The sequence below is a fragment of the Shewanella sp. Shew256 genome, from assembly GCF_002196695.1.
Taxonomy (GTDB): Bacteria; Pseudomonadota; Gammaproteobacteria; order Enterobacterales; family Shewanellaceae; genus Shewanella; species Shewanella mangrovisoli.
The window spans coordinates 343,662-361,765 of record NZ_NAJR01000006.1; the positions used below are offsets into that span (position 1 = coordinate 343,662).

An 18,104-nucleotide genomic window follows, 5' to 3' on the forward strand; every position below is an offset into this window, starting at 1 on the left:
CTTACGCGTACTGTGGATTGATCTTGTCAGCGTCGATGCCGTATTCCTTGATGGCATTCGCTAACACATCAACAGGCAGCTCTTTACGATCAACCAGTGACTTCAGTGCCGCGATAACGATGAACTTAGCGTCCACTTCGAAGTGGTGACGCAGGTTGTCACGGCTGTCTGAACGACCGAAACCGTCAGTACCTAACACTTTGTAATCGGTTGGCATGTAAGCACGTAACTGCTCGCCGTAGATCTTCATGTAGTCAGTCGCTGCGATTGCAGGCGCATCACTGGAGATCACTTGGCTGATATACGCTTGTTTTGGCGTTTCAGTTGGGTGCAGCATGTTCCAACGCTCAACCGCTTGACCATCGCGAGTCAGTTCGTTGAAGCTGGTTACGCTGAATACGTCGGCAGTGATACCGAAGTCTTTTGCCAGTGCTTGAGCCGCTTTGCGGGTTTGCTCAAGAATGGTGCCACAGCTCATTAATTGAACTTTGCCTTTACCCGAGCCGGCAACGGTTTCTAACTTGTAGATACCTTTAACGATGCCAACTTCCGCGCCTTCTGGCATGGCTGGTTGCTCGTAGTTTTCGTTCATTGTGGTCAGGTAGTAGAAGATATCTTCTTGATTCTCGCCGTACATACGACGAATACCATCTTGTACCACAACGGCAATTTCATAACCGTAAGTTGGATCGTAGGTAATACAGTTAGGAATAGTGTTAGCCAGTACGTGGCTGTGACCGTCCTGATGCTGTAGACCTTCACCGTTCAGGGTTGTACGGCCAGAAGTACCACCGACTAAGAAGCCACGAGCACGCATATCACCCGCAGCCCAAGCCATGTCACCAATACGTTGGAAACCGAACATTGAGTAGTAGATGTAGAATGGGATCATTGGCACATCGTTTACTGAGTAGCTGGTTGCAGCCGATACCCAAGATGACATAGCACCTAATTCGTTAATACCTTCCTGCAGTACTTGGCCTGACTTATCTTCACGGTAGTAAGCCACTTGGTCAGAATCTTGCGGAACGTATTTTTGGCCTTCGTGAGCATAAATACCCACTTGACGGAACAGACCTTCCATACCGAAGGTACGCGCTTCGTCAGGAATAATTGGCACGATGTTTTTGCCAATCTTCTTGTCTTTTAACAGTGCTGTCAGTACGCGAACAAACGCCATCGTTGACGAAATTTCACGGCCGTTAGAACCCTGCAGAATCGAGTCGAAAATCTTCAGTGATGGCACTTCCAGCTCTTCGCTGAACTTCTCGCGACGTTGTGGCACGCTGCCATGCAGCTCGGCACGACGGCTCATCATGTACTTCACTTCTTCCGAATCCGGACCTGGGTGGTAGAACGGCAGATCTTCTAATTGATCGTCTGGAATTGGGATATTGAAACGATCGCGGAAGTAACGGATAGACTCGATACCCATTTTCTTCACGTTGTGGGCAATGTTCTTACCTTCACCCGCATCACCTAGGCCGTAACCTTTAACGGTTTTCGCTAGGATCACAGTTGGACGACCTTTAGTCTTACGCGCATGGTCTAATGCCGCGTACACTTTAACTGGGTCATGACCACCACGGTTTAAGCGCCAAATGTCATCATCTGACATGTTCGCCACCATTTCGGCGGTTTCTGGGTATTTGCCGAAGAAGTGTTCGCGAGTATAAGCGCCACCTTTGGCTTTACAGTTTTGGTATTCACCGTCAACGGTTTCTTCCATTAACTGCAGTAACTTACCGCTGGTATCGCGGGCTAATAATGGATCCCAGTAACGACCCCAAATCACTTTCACCACTTCCCAGCCAGCGCCGCGGAATTCGCCTTCCAGTTCTTGGATGATCTTACCGTTGCCGCGTACTGGGCCGTCCAGACGTTGCAGGTTACAGTTGATGATGAAGACTAAATTGTCTAATTCTTCACGGGCAGCTAAACCGATAGCACCTAAGGCTTCTGGCTCGTCACACTCACCGTCACCTAAGAAGCAGTAAACGGTTTGATCAGAACAATCTTTCAGACCACGGTCAGTCAGGTATTTTAAAAAGCGAGCTTGGTAAATCGCTTGGATTGGACCCAGACCCATAGAAACAGTTGGGAATTGCCAGTAGTCAGGCATCAACTTAGGGTGCGGATAAGAAGATAAACCTTTGCCATCCACTTCTTGACGGAAGTTAGCCAGTTGGTCTTCAGTTAAACGACCTTCCAAGAATGAACGGGCGTAGATACCTGGAGCGATATGGCCTTGGAAATACACTAAGTCGCCGCCGTCTTTCTCGTTTGGCGCGCGGAAGAAGTGGTTGAAGCACACGTCATAAATGGTTGCGCTCGACGCGAAACTCGAAATATGGCCGCCTAACTCTAAATCTTTCTTAGAACCACGTAGCACCATAGCTAAGGCGTTCCAACGGATGATGGCGCGAATGCGACGTTCCATCTCTTGGTTGCCAGGCATGTGCGGCTCTTGACCCGCTGGAATGGTGTTCAAATAGGCCGTGGTCGCAGTGTAAGGCAAGTGCGTGCCATTGCGACGGGCTTTATCGATCAGTTTCTCTAATAAGAAATGGGCGCGTTCAGGGCCTTCCTGTTCTAATACAGCTTGCAGGGCGTCAACCCATTCCTGAGTCTCTAACGGATCTAAGTCTTGTAGCATATCTTCAGACATGACACTGTCCTTCTCTATATACATGATGATGAATGGTGTTTGCGGCATATTCCGCTTTAGCGAGTGCTAAAGTCGGGAACTTAAGCGCCACTCTTTAAACGGCGCAAACTTCGCTGCAACCGGCTATCTTCTTCCCGCACAGATAACATCACCTCTTCGATGTAACTTAGGTGTTCATTCGAGGCTTCTCTGGCGGCTTCAGGATCACGACGAACGATAGCAGCGAGCAGAGCACGTCTGTGATCGTTGGCCATAGTGGAGGCTTCTTCGCGGCGGCTTAAAAGCTCCAAGTTTTGCGCCACATTCTTATGCAGCACAGGGGTTAAACTGAGAACGAGATGCAACATAGCCACATTGTGTGACGCTTCGGCGACGGCGCGGTAGAAACGTACAATGGCAGCGGCTTGTTGTTCGATATTGGTGGCGGCTTCCACCTCAAGGATCATACGCTTGATATTCTGCATATCGGCGTCTGTGCCACGCAATGCGGCAAAATAGGCCATCATGCCTTCGGTAGCATGACGGAATTCCAGCAAGTCGTATTGGCTTTCTGGATCGGCAGTCATTAATTCAACGATAGGATCGGCAAGGCTCTGCCAGAGTTGTTCTTTGACATAAGTACCGCCGCCTTGACGGCGCATTAATAGCCCTTTCGCCTCAAGCTTTTGAATGGCTTCACGCAGTGAAGGGCGAGACACTTCAAACTGGATGGCCAGTTCGCGCTCCGGCGGTAATTTCTGACCCGGCTGTAAACTGCCTTCGAGGATCATCTGCTCGAGTTGCGCCATGATCACATCAGAAATTTTTGGCTGATTAATTTTACTATAGGCCATTAGGCGCTCAGCTCCGTTGTAAATTGGTCTTACCAATTTTTATGAGTGAGCGCACTTTATCAAATCACACTTTTGATGTCTAGATTGAAAATCGACCTTAAAAGGTGATCCCATTCAAAACCGCTCACGATGTGAGAGCATAGCCTAAAAATGTCACTATGGGGTCAGACCATTTGACATAAGTAAATGAATGCCAAATAAGCCTCTGAGTAAAAGGCATTTTCACCGAAAATAACCCCAAAAGACAGTGGCGAAATGGCATTCTGTGACGTAGCAGAAATGTCGGTTTAAATGCCCTAAAAACAAAAAAGGAATTGGCGAATCACCTTCACCCATTCCTTCTATAAAAAGTATCGAGGCGACTACGGCTTAAGTCACTAGGCCAAAAATGGTCAATAACGACAGCACAGCAACCATCAGCGTAAAGTTGCGTTTACTTAAGACTAATAATGCTAAGGTCGATTGTACACAAACTGGTGCACTCGACTCCTCAGGCAGTGGCTGGGAGGCTAACGCCGTTTCTGTCACCACTCGTCTCGCACTCGCATGGATATTTAAAGCATGATCACGCCACGCCGATAGCCCTTCACTAAACTGACCGCTGAGCGCATAGCCAAAGGAAAATACCCGGCTTGGGATCCAATCCAGCACAAACATAATATCTTCGATAAGCGGTAGGTTAAGGGATTTACGCACATTCTCTTCGGCATAAAAACGCGCGGTGCAATATAAGACAGCGCCAACCGGGCCTAGGAAGATAAAACATAATGCCACTGCGCCGTAATAACGATAGTTAATCCAAGCAACACTCTGCCCAACTTTGGCGCCTAAATCTTTTTCAGACACAGCATCTAAACACTCACTGCAATCTAATTCGGCGGCATAATGGTAACAGGCTTGCACGTCGGAGCGACACGCCGCCTGCATATACTTTTTAAAGCTATCGCGCTTTTTTTGATGATTAAAGCAAATAATTGCCACCACCACCCACAGGGCAAGGGTTAATAACCCCCAAAACATGCCAGACGCAACCCAACCCAAAACATGCACGACCAAGGCTGGCAACACTAAGGCGAGCAACATACTGGTATTGGTTAACGAGGCTTTGTCACCAAAGAAAGTGGATTGATAGGACTGCAGAACGCGATCACTCTGCCACGAAGCGGGAAGGAACTTTAATCGTTCCACAAGAATGGCGACCAGTAATGAAAATAATGCCATCGGTAATACTCCTTGTAAAAAAGCCGGAAACGCGCAGGGTGATGAGAAAAATACCTCCCCTTCGCTTACTCCTCTTTGCTTCTAGCCTAACGCGGTTAAATACCTTTCCCAGTCGAAGCTTGGGCCTGGATCCGTCTTGCGCATCGGTGCAATGTCACTATGCCCCACAATCCGCTGTGCTGTTAATGCGGGATACTGCGCTAATAAGGCCCGAGTCAACTCTGTGAGCTGCTGATATTGGGCCGCAGTATAGGGCTCAGTATCTGTGCCTTCAAGCTCGATACCGATAGAGAAATCATTACAATTTTCCCTTTCGCCATAACGAGATACGCCTGCGTGCCAAGCTCTATCTTCGCAACTGACATACTGCACACATTCACCATCGCGGCGAATTAAAAAATGTGCTGACACTTGTAGCCCCGCTAAATCGGCGAAACTTTCATCGGCCTCAGTATCTAAACACCCTTGAAATAATTGATCAATATAGGGAAGTCCAAAGCATCCCGCTGGCAGGCTGATATTATGGATCACCAACAGGCTAATTTCCCCAAATGGGCGACGGTTAAAATGCGGTGACTCACAGCGTCGAGCCGAGGAAAACCATCCGGCATCAAAGCGCATAAGCTCTTCCTATATTACAGGCATAATGCCACTACTCTAACAGCATTAAGTGACTGAATATATGCAATTCAATGACAAAGGTGAAATAACCCGCCACGTCCCAAACCATCATCAGTTAGCAGGATAATCACAATCGGCACACTCCCTGTGACTTTTTATCACCCGCACTAGGTGGTAATCTTAGCCCTAAATGCAAGCAAGCAATTTCAAGCACGCCTCCTATGGCATGCAAGAATGCAAGGACCCAATCATGCTAGAGAACGATATTCGCCACGCCGTAAAAACCGCACTCAATGAAGACCTTGGTGGAACTGAGATCAACGAGCACAGCAAAGCCATTGCCTACGGCGATATTACCGCCCAACTTATTCCTGCTGATAAATATGCCGAAGCGACCTTAATTACCCGCGAAGAAGGTGTTTTTTGTGGAAAAGCTTGGGCCGAACAAGTCTTCAATCAATTAGGTGGCGAAGTCGCACTGCACTGGCATGTTGATGATGGCGATCTGGTGCTACCAAACCAAGTGTTATGTGAACTATCAGGCCCTGCCCGCACTATCCTTACGGGCGAGCGTACTGCGATGAACTTTATACAGACCTTGTCAGGAGTGGCGACGCTGACAAAACATTATGTGGATAAGTTAGCGGGCACTCACACACGCTTACTCGATACTCGCAAAACCATCCCAGGGCTACGCACGGCTCAAAAATACGCAGTCACCTGTGGCGGTGGTAAAAACCATCGAATTGGTTTGTTTGATGCCTTCTTAATTAAAGAAAACCACATAATGGCCTGCGGTGGCATTCGCCAAGCGGTGGATGCTGCGCGCAGCTTGCACCCAAATAAACCCGTAGAAGTTGAAGTCGAATCCTTAGAAGAGCTCGCATTAGCGCTAGATTCAGGCACAGACATCATTATGCTAGATAACTTTGACATCACCATGATGGTTGAAGCTGTTGAGCTGAATAATCAATACAAAGCGAAAGGTAGCGGCGCCAAGCTGGAAGTCTCAGGCAATGTCACCTTAGATACCTTAGCTGAATTTGCCAAAACCGGGGTTGACTATATCTCCGTCGGCGCACTCACAAAGCACGTTCGCGCCCTCGACCTCTCACTCAGACTCAAGTCATAGTCTTATTAGAGCCAAGCTTGGGCTATCAAAAGCCCTTTGATCCACTAGATATTCAACTTTATATTCAACTTTGAGTCATCCAACCAAAAGCGGCTTAACACGAAGCCGCTTTTATCTACCAGCTTTGCCTGCGTTTTTTAGCTGCTCTTTCCAAATTTTGTTCACAGCCCTCTCGCATTTATCGTTTTTTCTCAATATATAAAATGGCATATTGCTATAACTGTTCCGTTTCACTCATTTTTAAACACAAAAAATGCCGGCATTTGTAATGATAAATTGCTCACTGTGGATAACGAGCTAGCCGCTTTCGCTATTAATTCATAAATACTGACTAAAATAGCTTCGATATTACGCTAAATTATAAACAATAAAGACAAAGTGTTAGTCTTAGACTTTTCAAAAACTGGGCGCAGACACAACAAAATAAAAATTTAAGCAATTGATTTAAAGCCATTAGTACCATCAAAATGCCTTTTTGATGATTGGAGAGTATTACGAACTAATGCGTCTATCTTCAAATTTCACCCAACTCAATTATCACTAAAATCACGTCACAGTTTTGACACAAAGTTAAATAACGCCAACATTTGTATCACTGTCAATTTTTTGTTAGAACGCAATACGTTTTAATGTCAACTTTTTAGACAAAATAATCATTTTATTAGTGTTTTTCACCAAAAAGCAGTTCCCTTTTTTTTAACTTTGTACTAACTTTTACTGAAGTGGAAATAGCTGCATGCTAGACACACTAAAGACATGGAATTTTTGTATCTCACTCACTGTATGAAGGGATACAGAAAGACAGCAAAGGATTGGCGCAAGGGATATGTGAGGTGCTTATTCATTACACATAGCTTCTTGCCAAAAGAGTTAAGTATAGCGAGTTAGGTATAGCGTCTGTAACAGGTGAGATTGTTTTGGGCAATTTCCCCTGATATGCGCAACCAATGTAATTTGATGCGGCTTGAGGCCTCAATAGCACTGAGGCCACATTAAAGAGCACGTTGAAAGATGCAAAATGTTTGACGACACAACAGACGATGACCTATACAAGATGGTATGTTGGTAAATTGTTACAGTTTGAATCGATTTATCAGCCAATATAGTATAGGCTTAACGGTTGTAAGCAATGTCCGCTGCGACTAAAGCTTAAAAGTAAAACAGATAAGTAAAAGTGATTGTAAAATAAACATTTTTACTTATCATCGGGTGACTACAAGTTAACTTGTTAATTAATACTGCGTAAGCTGGAGAAAGAAATGAAAGCAATGAATAAAGGTTTAAACAAGCAAGCTCAGGGTTTCACCTTGATCGAGTTAATGATTGTAGTTGCCATTATCGGTATTTTGGCTGCTGTAGCATTACCTGCTTATCGTGAGTATGTTGCAACCTCCCACGGAGGTGCTGCAATGAAAGGACTTTCTGGCTATATTTCAAAGACTCAAGCATGCATACAAACAAATGTCGGTTGCACAAGTTTAAACGCAGAGCTAACTGCTGACACTAAGATTACACCTACACCAGGTACTGTTGCCGAAGCAACAGGCGTTTCACTAGCTTACGATGATGGTACGTGTATTGTCACAGCTGCAATCTCAGGAGATGGTAGCTTAACATATACTGCATCTGCTAATGCTTCAGGAAAAGCGACAGCAGCTCAATGTCAAGAGGGTGCAGGTTTATAGCCTCTAAACATCGATTTGTGGTTGATATGGTTTTAGCACCGTATCAACCTTCTTTTTTGATTGAGTTTATCTAATGCCCACTACAGGCTTACATTTAGGTTTATCTACCCTATTTATCCGTAAAGGGCTGTTAAATGAAGAGCAGATGGCGAGTGCCATCACAAAATCCCGACAAAACAAACAAACCTTAGTCACGACCTTAGTGCAGACTAAGCTGATTTCTGCACGCTCTATTGCTGAGCTTTGTTATGAAGAGTATGGCACTCCGCTACTGGATTTAGCTGAATTTGATATTAGTGCCATTCCCGAAGAGTTTACGAATAAAAAACTCATAGAAAAACATCGCTGCTTACCGCTCTTTAAACGCGGTAATCGCCTCTATATAGCCACCTCAGATCCAACCAATATTGCCGCCCTCGAAGAGTTCCAATTTAGTGCTGGCCTGCATGCAGAAGCGATTTTGGTGGAAGAAGATAAGCTAGCCAAGGCCCTTGAAAAGATATTAGAAGAAGATATTACCGGGCTTGATTTAAGTGGTATGGATGAGGCGGCGCTCGCTGGTATCGAGATTACTGATACCGACAAGCGCCAAGATGAAAACGCTGGCGAAGCCAGTGATGATGCGCCAATCGTCATCTATATCAATAAGATTCTTACAGACGCCATTCGTAAAGGGGCATCAGACCTTCACTTTGAGCCCTATGAAAAACGTTATCGCATTCGTTTTCGTATCGACGGTATTTTGCATGAAGTCTCCGAACCGCCAATTAGCTTAGCTGGGCGTCTATCTGCTCGTTTGAAGGTTATGTCGAAACTCGATATTGCCGAGCGCCGCGTCCCTCAGGATGGTCGGATTAAGATGAAGCTTTCCCGCACTAAATCAATCGACTTTCGGGTAAGTACACTACCGACCCTTTGGGGCGAAAAAATTGTAATGCGGATCTTAGATTCCTCTTCCGCACAGCTAGGTATTGAAAAATTAGGATATGAACCCGATCAAGAAAAACTCTATCTTGAGATGCTGGCTAAACCCCAAGGGATGATCTTAGTCACAGGCCCAACAGGTTCGGGTAAAACGGTTTCGCTTTATACAGGCTTAAATATTCTCAATACTGCCGAGCGCAATATATCTACCGCCGAAGACCCGGTTGAAATAAACCTTGAAGGGGTCAACCAAGTTCATATTAATTTAAAAGCGGGTTTAACTTTTGCCTCAGCTCTACGCTCATTTTTGCGTCAAGACCCCGATGTAGTCATGGTGGGTGAGATCCGCGATCTTGAGACCGCAGAAATTGCCATTAAAGCCGCCCAAACTGGCCACTTAGTATTATCCACACTACACACAAACTCGGCCGCTGAAACCTTAACCCGTTTAATTAATATGGGTGTACCCGGTTATAACATCGCTAGTTCTGTGAATCTTATTATTGCTCAGCGACTTGCACGGCGACTTTGCACCGAATGCAAACAACCCGAACAGATCCCCGAACATGAGTTACAACGTTTAGGCTTTACCGATGAGCAAATCGCTCAAGGGTTTACCACCTACAAGCCTGTAGGTTGTGAACATTGTTCTGGCGGCTACAAAGGACGGGTCGGTATTTACGAAGTGATGAAAATGTCCGATGAAATTGCTCGCACTATTATGGAAGGGGGCAATTCATTACAGATAGCAGATCAAGCTAAGGCTCAAGGCATGCGAGACCTGCGGCAATCAGGCCTTCTAAAAGTACTTCAAGGGGTAACTAGCATTGCGGAAGTCAATAGGGTGACGAGCTTTTAAAATCTACTCATCTATGACGCATAAACTGCTCGATAGTTTATATTTAGTCGCTTTGGTTCCATTTTTTGTACTAACCTAGTACCAATAAAGCTTTAATTAATCACGCCTAACAGGGATTATCTATGGCTACGGCAACTACTGTAAAAAAGCCTCGTGCCAAAAAGAGCGAGCAAAAAAGCCAACCCAAAATATACACTTTCGAATGGAAGGGCATAAACCGTGATGGCCAAAAAACGAGCGGTGAGCTAAGGGGTGCTTCTGTCGCGGAAATCCGTAGCCAACTCAAATCCCAAGGTGTAAATCCTAAAACAGTCCGCAAGCAATCAGCAGCCCTATTTAAGCTAGGTGACGCAAAAATTAGTCCAATGGATATTGCCATGATTACACGGCAAATTGCGACAATGCTTGCTGCGGGCGTCCCCTTAGTTACGACTATCGAGTTACTCGGTCGCGGTCATGAAAAAGCAAAAATGCGTGAGTTACTCGGCTCCATTCTTTCTGAAATCCAATCAGGTATCCCTCTCTCAGATTCACTTCGCCCCCATAGGCGCTATTTCGATGATCTCTATGTTGACTTAGTGGCTGCGGGTGAGCACTCAGGCTCTTTGGATGTAGTATTCGATCGTATAGCTACTTACCGTGAAAAGTCTGAAGCATTGAAATCTAAGATAAAAAAAGCCATGTTTTATCCAGCTGCAGTTGTTGTTGTTGCAGTTTTAGTCACGACGCTATTGTTACTCTTTGTTGTACCGCAGTTTGAAGAGATTTTTAAAGGATTTGGCGCGGAATTACCCGCTTTTACTCAGTTGGTTCTTCATATATCCAGAGGCTTACAATCCTCTTGGTATATTTTTTTGGGAGCTATCGTAGCTGGAGTATTTTTATTTGTTCGCGCCCATAGAAATTCACAAATGGTTCGAGATCGAGTGGATGAAGCCATATTAAAAATTCCTGCCATTGGACCTATTTTGCATAAAGGTGCTATGGCGCGTTTTGCTCGAACCTTGGCCACAACTTTTGCCGCAGGGGTTCCGTTAATCGATGGTTTAGAATCTGCGGCTGGAGCTTCAGGAAACGCTGTATACAGAAAAGCCATTTTGAAAATCCGTCAAGAGGTGATGGCAGGGATGCAAATGAATGTCGCCATGCGTACCACAGGGCTTTTCCCCGATATGTTGATCCAAATGGTAATGATTGGTGAAGAGTCAGGTTCACTCGATAATATGTTAAACAAAGTGGCGCATATTTATGAGATGCAGGTCGATGATGCGGTTGATGGCTTATCAAGCCTTATCGAGCCCATTATGATGGTAGTTATTGGCACAGTTGTCGGCGGCCTCATTGTCGCTATGTATTTACCAATCTTCCAAATGGGTAAAGTTGTAAGTGGTTAAGCCATTGTAGAACCAATGTTTCCCAATATTGAAACTTTACTTTTAATAATAACAAGTAACAATGATGACTGACTTTATATCCCTTTTAGGCCACTCTCTTGCTCAGAGTCCTTGGCTGTTTATTACGTTAAGTTTTGTGTTTGCCGCCACTATTGGCAGCTTCTTAAATGTCGTCATTCACCGCTTTCCGGTAATGATGAAGCGCGAATGGCAACAGGAGTGCAATCAATATCTACAGGAATATCATGCTGATGTTGTAAAGCAGATTGGCATAGAAAAGCTCAATAAGCCGATAGATACTTACCCTGATAAATACAATCTAGTGGTACCAGGTTCCGCCTGTCCTAAATGTAAGACCGCAATCAAGCCTTGGCATAATTTGCCGATTGTGGGCTGGTTAATGCTCAGAGGAAAATGCGCCGCCTGCAATACATCGATCTCCTCACGCTATCCGATTGTTGAGTTAGTAACAGGATTATTAGTTGCAACACTCGCTTGGCATTTTGGTCCTAGCTGGCAATTTGTGTTTGCTGCAGTATTAACCTTTGTATTGATTGCATTAACGGGTATCGATCTGGATGAGATGCTACTGCCAGATCAGATGACCCTTCCACTCCTATGGCTAGGATTACTCATTAACCTCAACCATACCTTTACTACTCCAACCGATGCCGTTATAGGTGCTGCAGCGGGCTATTTGAGTCTCTGGTCGGTATTTTGGCTGTTTAAGCTACTCACAGGTAAAGAAGGTATGGGTTATGGCGACTTTAAACTGCTCGCCGTATTTGGTGCATGGCTAGGTTGGCAAATGCTCCCCCTAGTCATATTACTGTCCTCTTTAGTCGGCGCCCTTGTCGGCATCACGCTCATCGTACTCAAACGTAATCAGCTTGCTAATCCAATCCCCTTTGGGCCCTATATTGCCGCAGCAGGTTGGATAGCCCTGATATGGGGACAACCTATAGTCGATTGGTATCTAAGTACGCTATAAAAACACTGTCTGTACCTTTCTTCAGTGTTTAGCATTCAATTTTGTGCAGATATAGTTCAAATCGATTCAGAGCCTTATCTTGATGGGAATCTTATGTCCAAATTTGTTGTAGGTCTAACGGGTGGCATTGGTAGCGGAAAAACTACCGTTGCCAACTTATTTGCCGAAGAAGGTGTCGATTTAGTCGATGCCGATATAGTCGCTCGCGAGGTGGTCGCAAAAGGCTCAAAGGGGCTCGAAGCCATTATCGCTCACTTCGGCACTGAAATAGTAACCGAGGCTGGTGAGCTTGACCGAGCAAAGCTACGACAACGAGTATTTAGCGATGAACAAGCGCGCCAATGGTTGAATCAGTTACTCCACCCTCTGATCCGCCAAGAAATGCTTTCTCAAGTCGAAAATGCGACCTCTGACTATGTAATTATGGTTGTCCCCTTGCTATTTGAGAACGGGTTAGATAGGTTAGTCAATCGGACTTTAGTGGTGGATATTTCGCCGGAGTTGCAAATCAGTCGTACCGTAAAACGGGACAATGTGGACGCCACTCAGGTAAATAACATCATTAATAGCCAATGTAGTCGCAGTGAAAAACTCGCCAGAGCCGACGACATTATTGATAATCAGGGAGAGATATCAACACTAAAACAAGAGGTGCAAGCATTGCACCAGCGCTATTTACAATTATCCGGTAATCACGACGCCCATGACTGACTTAGTTTATGAACAGCCTTTAAATGAGAAAATCCGTAGCTACTTGCGGCTCGAATATCTCAATAAACAGCTCAGTAATAACCTAAATCACGACCACCAGCATAGATGTTTCTACCCTCTTTTCTCCCTGTGTGAATTATCGGAGCGTTGCGACTATCGCAATGAAGTCCTTAAAGATATCGAGCGCAATCTGCTGCAACTGAGTAAATGGCAAGAGCTCGACCATGTCGATAGCGAACAGATTGAGTTTTACATTCAAGCATTAATGCAAGCCAGGGAGCCACTACAACGTCCCGAGCGCTGCGGCAGCCAGCTCAAACAAGACCGTTTTTTATCGGCTCTGCGACAGCGTTTTGGTATGCCAGGCGCCTGCTGCAACTTCGACCTTCCCCAACTGCATTTTTGGCTCGCCAAACCTTGGGAAGAAAGACAGCAAGATTACCAAGCTTGGATCAGCCATTTTGATCCCCTTCTCACTCCCATCACGCTTTTGCTTCAGTTAACTCGTAGTACCGCCCATTTCGATAACGCCACCGCCCATGCCGGTTTTTACCAAGGTGATAGTGCTCAAGCGCTCTCATTAGTGCGCGTCAAAGTCGATGCCGCCCACGGCTGCTACCCCACCATCAGTGGTCATCGCAATCGCTACGCCATCCACTTTGTCCAATTCGACCAACAGCGCCACTCCGACCGCAGCATCGAATTCCTACTAGCGACCTGTGCCTGAAGCCTTTACACTAACGACCTCTAAGCTGCTGCCGAGTTAAAGCCAAAATTTGCCTACTGGCATACTTTTGATTCTCAGCGATTCCCTTGTTATTTCAGTCGACTGCTAAGGAGAAGTCTATTATGCCGTTAACCGTCAACTGTCCAATTTGTAAAACCCCAGTAGAATGGGTTCCACAATCGGAATTCAAACCTTTTTGTAGCGAGCGCTGCAAGATGATTGACCTCGGCGATTGGGCCTCCGAAAAACATGCTATTCCAGTCAAATCTGAGTTTGACCTCGACGCATTAGATGAACTCGGTTACGACGAAGAAAGCTTTTTCAAAGAGTAATACTCAATAATCAGCCCTTTATAAGCAGAATTTTATGACAAAACGCATTCATGTTGCCGTCGGCATTATCCTCAACCCTAACGGACAAATCCTACTCGCTAAGCGCCCCGAGCATTTACATCAAGGCGGTAAGTGGGAATTTCCTGGAGGCAAAGTCGAACAGGGCGAAACCGTCACCCAAGCCTTAATTCGTGAGCTAAAAGAGGAAGTCGCGCTAATCGTCAGCGCAAGCGAGCCTTTTATGGCGCTAAGCTACGATTATCCCGATAAACAAGTGTTACTCGATATTCACACTGTGAGTGAATTTACGGGAGAGGCGCAAGGGCTTGAAGGGCAACAGATTGCTTGGGTCAATAAACATGAGCTAAGCCATTACGACTTCCCAGAAGCCAATAAACCGATCCTTAGTAAATTATTAGCCCAAACCGAGTAACAAAACCGCTATTTTGCAGGCAAGATTTAGGTTTTACATTAGCGTTACGTGATCTGGGTTGCAGCAAATTCATCCGCAACTTTTAGAAAGCGCAAATTAGTGTTTGAATGCAAACTCATTATTCTTCTTCGATTTCGAGGGCATATCATGCACAATAACGTTAAAGCATTACTCGCCACGACCGCGTTATTTTTTAGTTGCCAAGTACTAGCAAATGGCGGCTGTGGCTTTGAAGAGCAACAACAGGGCTTGATTGCTACCTGCAGCGAGGAGAAACAAGAAGTGATTTTAACCGGTGTAGTTGAAGCGCAACATTTAGTAAAAGATCTCAATGAGTTTGCTGAGGGCTACAAGAGCTATCAGGTGGATACCGCAGCCTTAGCCCCTCTTAAGAACATCGCTGAGCCAACCGAAATCGTGGTCATCATCGGCACTTGGTGTCCAGACTGCCATCGCGAAACCCCACGCTTTATTCGCATTATGGAAGAAGTGGCTAACCCCAATATCAAAGTGACTTATATTGGGGTTGATCGCAGCAAGCAAGATCCCGAAGGACTGGCGGCAAAATACGACTTCAAACGTATTCCCACCTTTATCGTGCTACAACAGGGTAAAGAAATTGGCCGCATCGTTGAACGTCCAACCGTCTCACTCGAAAAAGATTTAGCCGAGATTTTAAAGTAACCTCGAGTCGCTAAATAATAAAGGCCGCTAAGTCTACACTTGGCGGCCTTTATCTTTTTAAAATGGAGCAGAGGTTAAATCGCTTCTTCTAAAATTCGCTGTGCCAGCATCACTAACACGCCCTCACGCAGTGCACCGCCAGATAGTGACAACTGCTCAATCCCCAAGAACTCAAAGAGCGCGAATAAGATCGCCACACCAGCGGCAAATGTCGGTGCGCGTTCGGCACTTAGGCCGATAATCCCCATAAGGCTGGCATGTTCTTCGGCAAGGATTTCCGCTTTAAGCTGATTCAACACAGCTAAGGTGATGATTTCAGACTGCTTACGGTGCATTAAGACTTCGACCACAGATTGCACCGCACCAGAAGCCCCCACCACACAGTGCCATCCTAAGTCTTTTAACCTTTGCCTATGCTCACCTAAGACTTCCAACACTTCCTGCTTGGCATCGTCGAAATCGAGCTCTTGCAACGGTGCATTGTTAAAGAAGCGACGGTTAAAGGTCACGCTGCCCATGGGTAAACTAGTCTTAAACTGAACTTGGTGACCATCACCAATAATAAACTCGGTACTCGCGCCGCCAATATCGATCACTAAACGTCGACCTTGGCCGCAAGTGGTCGCCACCATGCCTTGATAAATCAGCTCGGCCTCACGCATGCCTGAGATAATCTCAATAGGATGACCCAAGAGCGGAATCGCCTTCTGATTAAACTCATCGGCATTATGGATACAGCGCAATGTTGCTGTTGCAATCACAGCGACATGATTAGGATGGATTTTATGCAGCGCTAACATCTGGGCAAACATCGCTAGACAATCTAGGCCACGCTGCATCACTTCTGCGGTTAAATGACCATCTTCGCCAATGCCTTCGGCTAACCTTACTTTACGTTTGTATTTAGCAATAATCTGTGGCTGACCGCCTTTTGTCTTAGCGATCAGCATATTAAAGCTATTAGAGCCTAAAGTAATGGCGGCATAAGCGGGTGTTGGCATTTAAGGCTGTCTACGCGTCCTGTCATGGCGAGGTGGACGTCCACCACTACGATGGGCACCTTGTGGTCGCCCTGCACCTGAGCGTTCGCGTAAATTACGTGCTCCCGCAGGGTGCTTGCGATGAATTTTGACCGGAGGCGGAATATCTTCCAGCAAGGCATCACGGTCATAATTACTCACAGGAATAGAGTGATTGATGTAGGTTTCAATCGCAGGCAAATTCAGAGCGTATTCTTCACAGGCAAAACTGACCGATACACCTTTGTTACCCGCACGCCCAGTACGACCAATACGGTGGACGTAATCTTCACAATCATCAGGTAAATCATAATTGTAGACGTGGGAAACATCGGAGATATGCAGTCCGCGCGCCGCAACGTCGGTCGCGACCAGAATATCCAATTGGCCTTGAGTGAATTGCTCGAGAATGCGAATACGCTTCTTCTGCGGCACATCACCTGTCAGCAAACCTACACGGTGGCCATCCCCTTCAAGCCAAGACCATAGGTTTTCACAGCTGTGTTTAGTGTTTGAAAAAACAATGGCTTTCTCTGGCCAATCCTCTTCAATCAGCGTCAGCAGCAAACGCATTTTATCTTCTTGGGAAGGATAGAAAATTTCTTCTTTGATGTTCTTGGAGGTTTTTTCTTCGGGGGCGATTTCGACTTTCACAGGATCATTCATATGATCGTAGGCGAGTTCTTGCACTTTCATCGAAAGTGTCGCCGAAAACAGCATATTCAGACGCTGATCGGCACTGGGCATACGTCGGAATAGGAAACGGATATCCTTGATAAAACCGAGGTCGAACATGCGATCGGCTTCATCTAGCACAACCGCTTGAATGCCGCCGAGATTGATAATGCCTTGGCGCACGTAGTCGATAATACGACCTGTGGTACCAATCAGAATATCTACACCTTGGTCGAGCGTCTTGCGCTGCACATCATAGCTTTCACCGCCATAGACAATGCCCACTTTTAAGTGGCTGTGTTTGGCGAGGAGAATTGCGTCTTTGGCGATTTGAATCGCCAGCTCGCGGGTAGGAGCCATAATGATGGCGCGCGGCTGATTTAGCTGACGGTTCTCAGGGACTGGTGTCGACAATAAATGGTTAAATGTGGCAACCAAAAACGCCATTGTCTTACCCGTGCCCGTTTGGGCTTGGCCGGCGATATCTTTTGATTGAAGTAATACGGGTAATGATAACGCCTGGATCGGCGTACAAAATTCAAAGCCGTTTTCGGCAAGTGCCTGTTTAACCTCTGGATGTAGAGGAAGGTCGGCAAATTTTTGATTAGATAAATGTGTTTGGCTCATAGCGCAAGCATACCATTTGGGGTTGCAATAAGATACTCGATCGTTTGAAATAGCCACATTGTAAAAAGGTAACTTGAAAAGCTATTTTTCAGCCCCAATATACATGGTAAGCCATTAACAAACCAGCAATGGCAACCAAACTGGAGAACATCATGAGCGATAAAATTATATACCTGAGCGACGACAGCTTCGAAAACGACGTATTAAAGGCCGATTTACCAGTATTGGTAGACTTTTGGGCTGAATGGTGTGGTCCATGTAAAATGATCGCTCCAATCCTTGATGACGTTGCCGAAGAGTACGCAGGTCGTGTGACTATCGCTAAATTAAACGTTGACCAAAACAACGTTTCTCCAGCGAAATATGGCGTTCGTGGTATCCCAACTTTACTGTTATTCAAGAACGGTGAATTAGCGGCAACTAAAGTTGGCGCACTGTCTAAAACTCAATTAAAAGAGTTCATCGACGCACAAATCTAATTTGTTGTCGCTATGAGTGACCTCCGGCACAAGCTTTAATTAATTGTGCCGGAATACCCCTAAATTTCTGGACGCCCCGCTTTGTTAGT

17 protein-coding genes are annotated in these 18,104 nt (G+C 45.7%); 11 read left to right on the forward strand and 6 right to left on the reverse strand.

Going from position 1 to position 18,104, the window contains the following annotated elements; genetic code table 11:
- Position 1: 1 nt before the first annotated feature.
- The 4 genes from aceE to ampD form a co-directional block, all read right to left on the reverse strand.
- A complete protein-coding gene (aceE, locus tag B5P39_RS13765; protein WP_088211906.1) occupies positions 2 to 2,668 on the reverse strand; it encodes a pyruvate dehydrogenase (acetyl-transferring), homodimeric type in 2,667 nt (888 codons plus the stop codon).
- Positions 2,669 to 2,748: 80 nt separating this feature from the next.
- On the reverse strand, positions 2,749 to 3,501 hold the full coding sequence (pdhR, locus tag B5P39_RS13770; RefSeq protein WP_011070781.1) for a pyruvate dehydrogenase complex transcriptional repressor PdhR: 753 nt from the start codon (positions 3,499 to 3,501) through the stop codon (positions 2,749 to 2,751).
- Positions 3,502 to 3,870: 369 nt separating this feature from the next.
- Positions 3,871 to 4,722 carry a beta-lactamase regulator AmpE gene (ampE, locus tag B5P39_RS13775; protein ID WP_088211907.1) on the reverse strand — a complete coding sequence of 284 codons (852 nt, stop codon included), beginning with the start codon at positions 4,720 to 4,722 and terminating at the stop codon, positions 3,871 to 3,873.
- A gap of 81 nt (positions 4,723 to 4,803) precedes the next feature.
- Entirely contained in the window at positions 4,804 to 5,343 is a 540-nt protein-coding gene (gene ampD, locus B5P39_RS13780) for a 1,6-anhydro-N-acetylmuramyl-L-alanine amidase AmpD (protein WP_088211908.1), read from the reverse strand.
- Positions 5,344 to 5,593: 250 nt separating this feature from the next.
- Here ampD and nadC point away from each other — a divergent pair, with 250 nt between their 5' ends.
- The 10 genes from nadC to B5P39_RS13830 all read left to right on the forward strand — a co-directional run bounded on the left by nadC (position 5,594) and on the right by B5P39_RS13830 (position 15,215).
- On the forward strand, positions 5,594 to 6,475 hold the full coding sequence (gene nadC, locus B5P39_RS13785) for a carboxylating nicotinate-nucleotide diphosphorylase (protein WP_088211949.1): 882 nt from the start codon (positions 5,594 to 5,596) through the stop codon (positions 6,473 to 6,475).
- Positions 6,476 to 7,734: 1,259 nt separating this feature from the next.
- A complete protein-coding gene (locus tag B5P39_RS13790; RefSeq protein WP_088211909.1) occupies positions 7,735 to 8,160 on the forward strand; it encodes a pilin in 426 nt (141 codons plus the stop codon).
- A 73-nt stretch (positions 8,161 to 8,233) separates the two neighbouring features.
- Entirely contained in the window at positions 8,234 to 9,943 is a 1,710-nt protein-coding gene (gene pilB / locus B5P39_RS13795) for a type IV-A pilus assembly ATPase PilB (protein WP_088211910.1), read from the forward strand.
- Positions 9,944 to 10,065: 122 nt separating this feature from the next.
- Positions 10,066 to 11,337 carry a type II secretion system F family protein gene (locus B5P39_RS13800; RefSeq protein ID WP_088211911.1) on the forward strand — a complete coding sequence of 424 codons (1,272 nt, stop codon included), beginning with the start codon at positions 10,066 to 10,068 and terminating at the stop codon, positions 11,335 to 11,337.
- 64 nt (positions 11,338 to 11,401) lie between these two features.
- Positions 11,402 to 12,328, forward strand: coding sequence for a prepilin peptidase (locus tag B5P39_RS13805; protein WP_088211950.1), 927 nt, complete (start codon positions 11,402 to 11,404; stop codon positions 12,326 to 12,328).
- A gap of 93 nt (positions 12,329 to 12,421) precedes the next feature.
- A complete protein-coding gene (gene coaE / locus B5P39_RS13810; RefSeq protein ID WP_088211912.1) occupies positions 12,422 to 13,039 on the forward strand; it encodes a dephospho-CoA kinase in 618 nt (205 codons plus the stop codon).
- Positions 13,032 to 13,766 carry a cell division protein ZapD gene (gene zapD, locus B5P39_RS13815; protein WP_086903878.1) on the forward strand — a complete coding sequence of 245 codons (735 nt, stop codon included), beginning with the start codon at positions 13,032 to 13,034 and terminating at the stop codon, positions 13,764 to 13,766. The genes coaE and zapD overlap by 8 nt, the downstream gene beginning before the upstream one ends.
- 122 nt (positions 13,767 to 13,888) lie before the next feature.
- Entirely contained in the window at positions 13,889 to 14,098 is a 210-nt protein-coding gene (gene yacG, locus B5P39_RS13820; RefSeq protein WP_011621218.1) for a DNA gyrase inhibitor YacG, read from the forward strand.
- A gap of 34 nt (positions 14,099 to 14,132) precedes the next feature.
- Entirely contained in the window at positions 14,133 to 14,531 is a 399-nt protein-coding gene (mutT, locus tag B5P39_RS13825) for an 8-oxo-dGTP diphosphatase MutT (RefSeq protein WP_088211913.1), read from the forward strand.
- Positions 14,532 to 14,678: 147 nt separating this feature from the next.
- Positions 14,679 to 15,215 carry a thioredoxin family protein gene (locus tag B5P39_RS13830; protein WP_088211914.1) on the forward strand — a complete coding sequence of 179 codons (537 nt, stop codon included), beginning with the start codon at positions 14,679 to 14,681 and terminating at the stop codon, positions 15,213 to 15,215.
- 74 nt (positions 15,216 to 15,289) lie between these two features.
- On the opposite strand, the gene B5P39_RS13835 is transcribed toward B5P39_RS13830, so the two are convergent.
- Both B5P39_RS13835 and rhlB read right to left on the reverse strand, forming a co-directional pair.
- Complete coding sequence (locus B5P39_RS13835) at positions 15,290 to 16,216, reverse strand: Ppx/GppA phosphatase family protein (RefSeq protein ID WP_088211915.1); 927 nt, start codon at positions 16,214 to 16,216, stop codon at positions 15,290 to 15,292.
- Positions 16,217 to 17,536 carry an ATP-dependent RNA helicase RhlB gene (gene rhlB / locus B5P39_RS13840; protein WP_086903875.1) on the reverse strand — a complete coding sequence of 440 codons (1,320 nt, stop codon included), beginning with the start codon at positions 17,534 to 17,536 and terminating at the stop codon, positions 16,217 to 16,219.
- A gap of 152 nt (positions 17,537 to 17,688) precedes the next feature.
- Between rhlB and trxA the strand changes: the two genes are divergently transcribed.
- Positions 17,689 to 18,015, forward strand: coding sequence for a thioredoxin TrxA (gene trxA / locus B5P39_RS13845; RefSeq protein ID WP_011070766.1), 327 nt, complete (start codon positions 17,689 to 17,691; stop codon positions 18,013 to 18,015).
- Positions 18,016 to 18,104: the final 89 nt, after the last annotated feature.

Coding starts and splice junctions, on each gene's coding strand:
- aceE (WP_088211906.1), bottom strand. CDS start 2,668: ATGTCTGAAGATATGCTACAAGACTTAGATCCGTTAGAGACTCAGGAA.
- pdhR (WP_011070781.1), bottom strand. CDS start 3,501: ATGGCCTATAGTAAAATTAATCAGCCAAAAATTTCTGATGTGATCATG.
- ampE (WP_088211907.1), bottom strand. CDS start 4,722: ATGGCATTATTTTCATTACTGGTCGCCATTCTTGTGGAACGATTAAAG.
- ampD (WP_088211908.1), bottom strand. CDS start 5,343: ATGCGCTTTGATGCCGGATGGTTTTCCTCGGCTCGACGCTGTGAGTCA.
- nadC (WP_088211949.1), top strand. CDS start 5,594: ATGCTAGAGAACGATATTCGCCACGCCGTAAAAACCGCACTCAATGAA.
- B5P39_RS13790 (WP_088211909.1), top strand. CDS start 7,735: ATGAAAGCAATGAATAAAGGTTTAAACAAGCAAGCTCAGGGTTTCACC.
- pilB (WP_088211910.1), top strand. CDS start 8,234: ATGCCCACTACAGGCTTACATTTAGGTTTATCTACCCTATTTATCCGT.
- B5P39_RS13800 (WP_088211911.1), top strand. CDS start 10,066: ATGGCTACGGCAACTACTGTAAAAAAGCCTCGTGCCAAAAAGAGCGAG.
- B5P39_RS13805 (WP_088211950.1), top strand. CDS start 11,402: ATGACTGACTTTATATCCCTTTTAGGCCACTCTCTTGCTCAGAGTCCT.
- coaE (WP_088211912.1), top strand. CDS start 12,422: ATGTCCAAATTTGTTGTAGGTCTAACGGGTGGCATTGGTAGCGGAAAA.
- zapD (WP_086903878.1), top strand. CDS start 13,032: ATGACTGACTTAGTTTATGAACAGCCTTTAAATGAGAAAATCCGTAGC.
- yacG (WP_011621218.1), top strand. CDS start 13,889: ATGCCGTTAACCGTCAACTGTCCAATTTGTAAAACCCCAGTAGAATGG.
- mutT (WP_088211913.1), top strand. CDS start 14,133: ATGACAAAACGCATTCATGTTGCCGTCGGCATTATCCTCAACCCTAAC.
- B5P39_RS13830 (WP_088211914.1), top strand. CDS start 14,679: ATGCACAATAACGTTAAAGCATTACTCGCCACGACCGCGTTATTTTTT.
- B5P39_RS13835 (WP_088211915.1), bottom strand. CDS start 16,216: ATGCCAACACCCGCTTATGCCGCCATTACTTTAGGCTCTAATAGCTTT.
- rhlB (WP_086903875.1), bottom strand. CDS start 17,536: ATGAGCCAAACACATTTATCTAATCAAAAATTTGCCGACCTTCCTCTA.
- trxA (WP_011070766.1), top strand. CDS start 17,689: ATGAGCGATAAAATTATATACCTGAGCGACGACAGCTTCGAAAACGAC.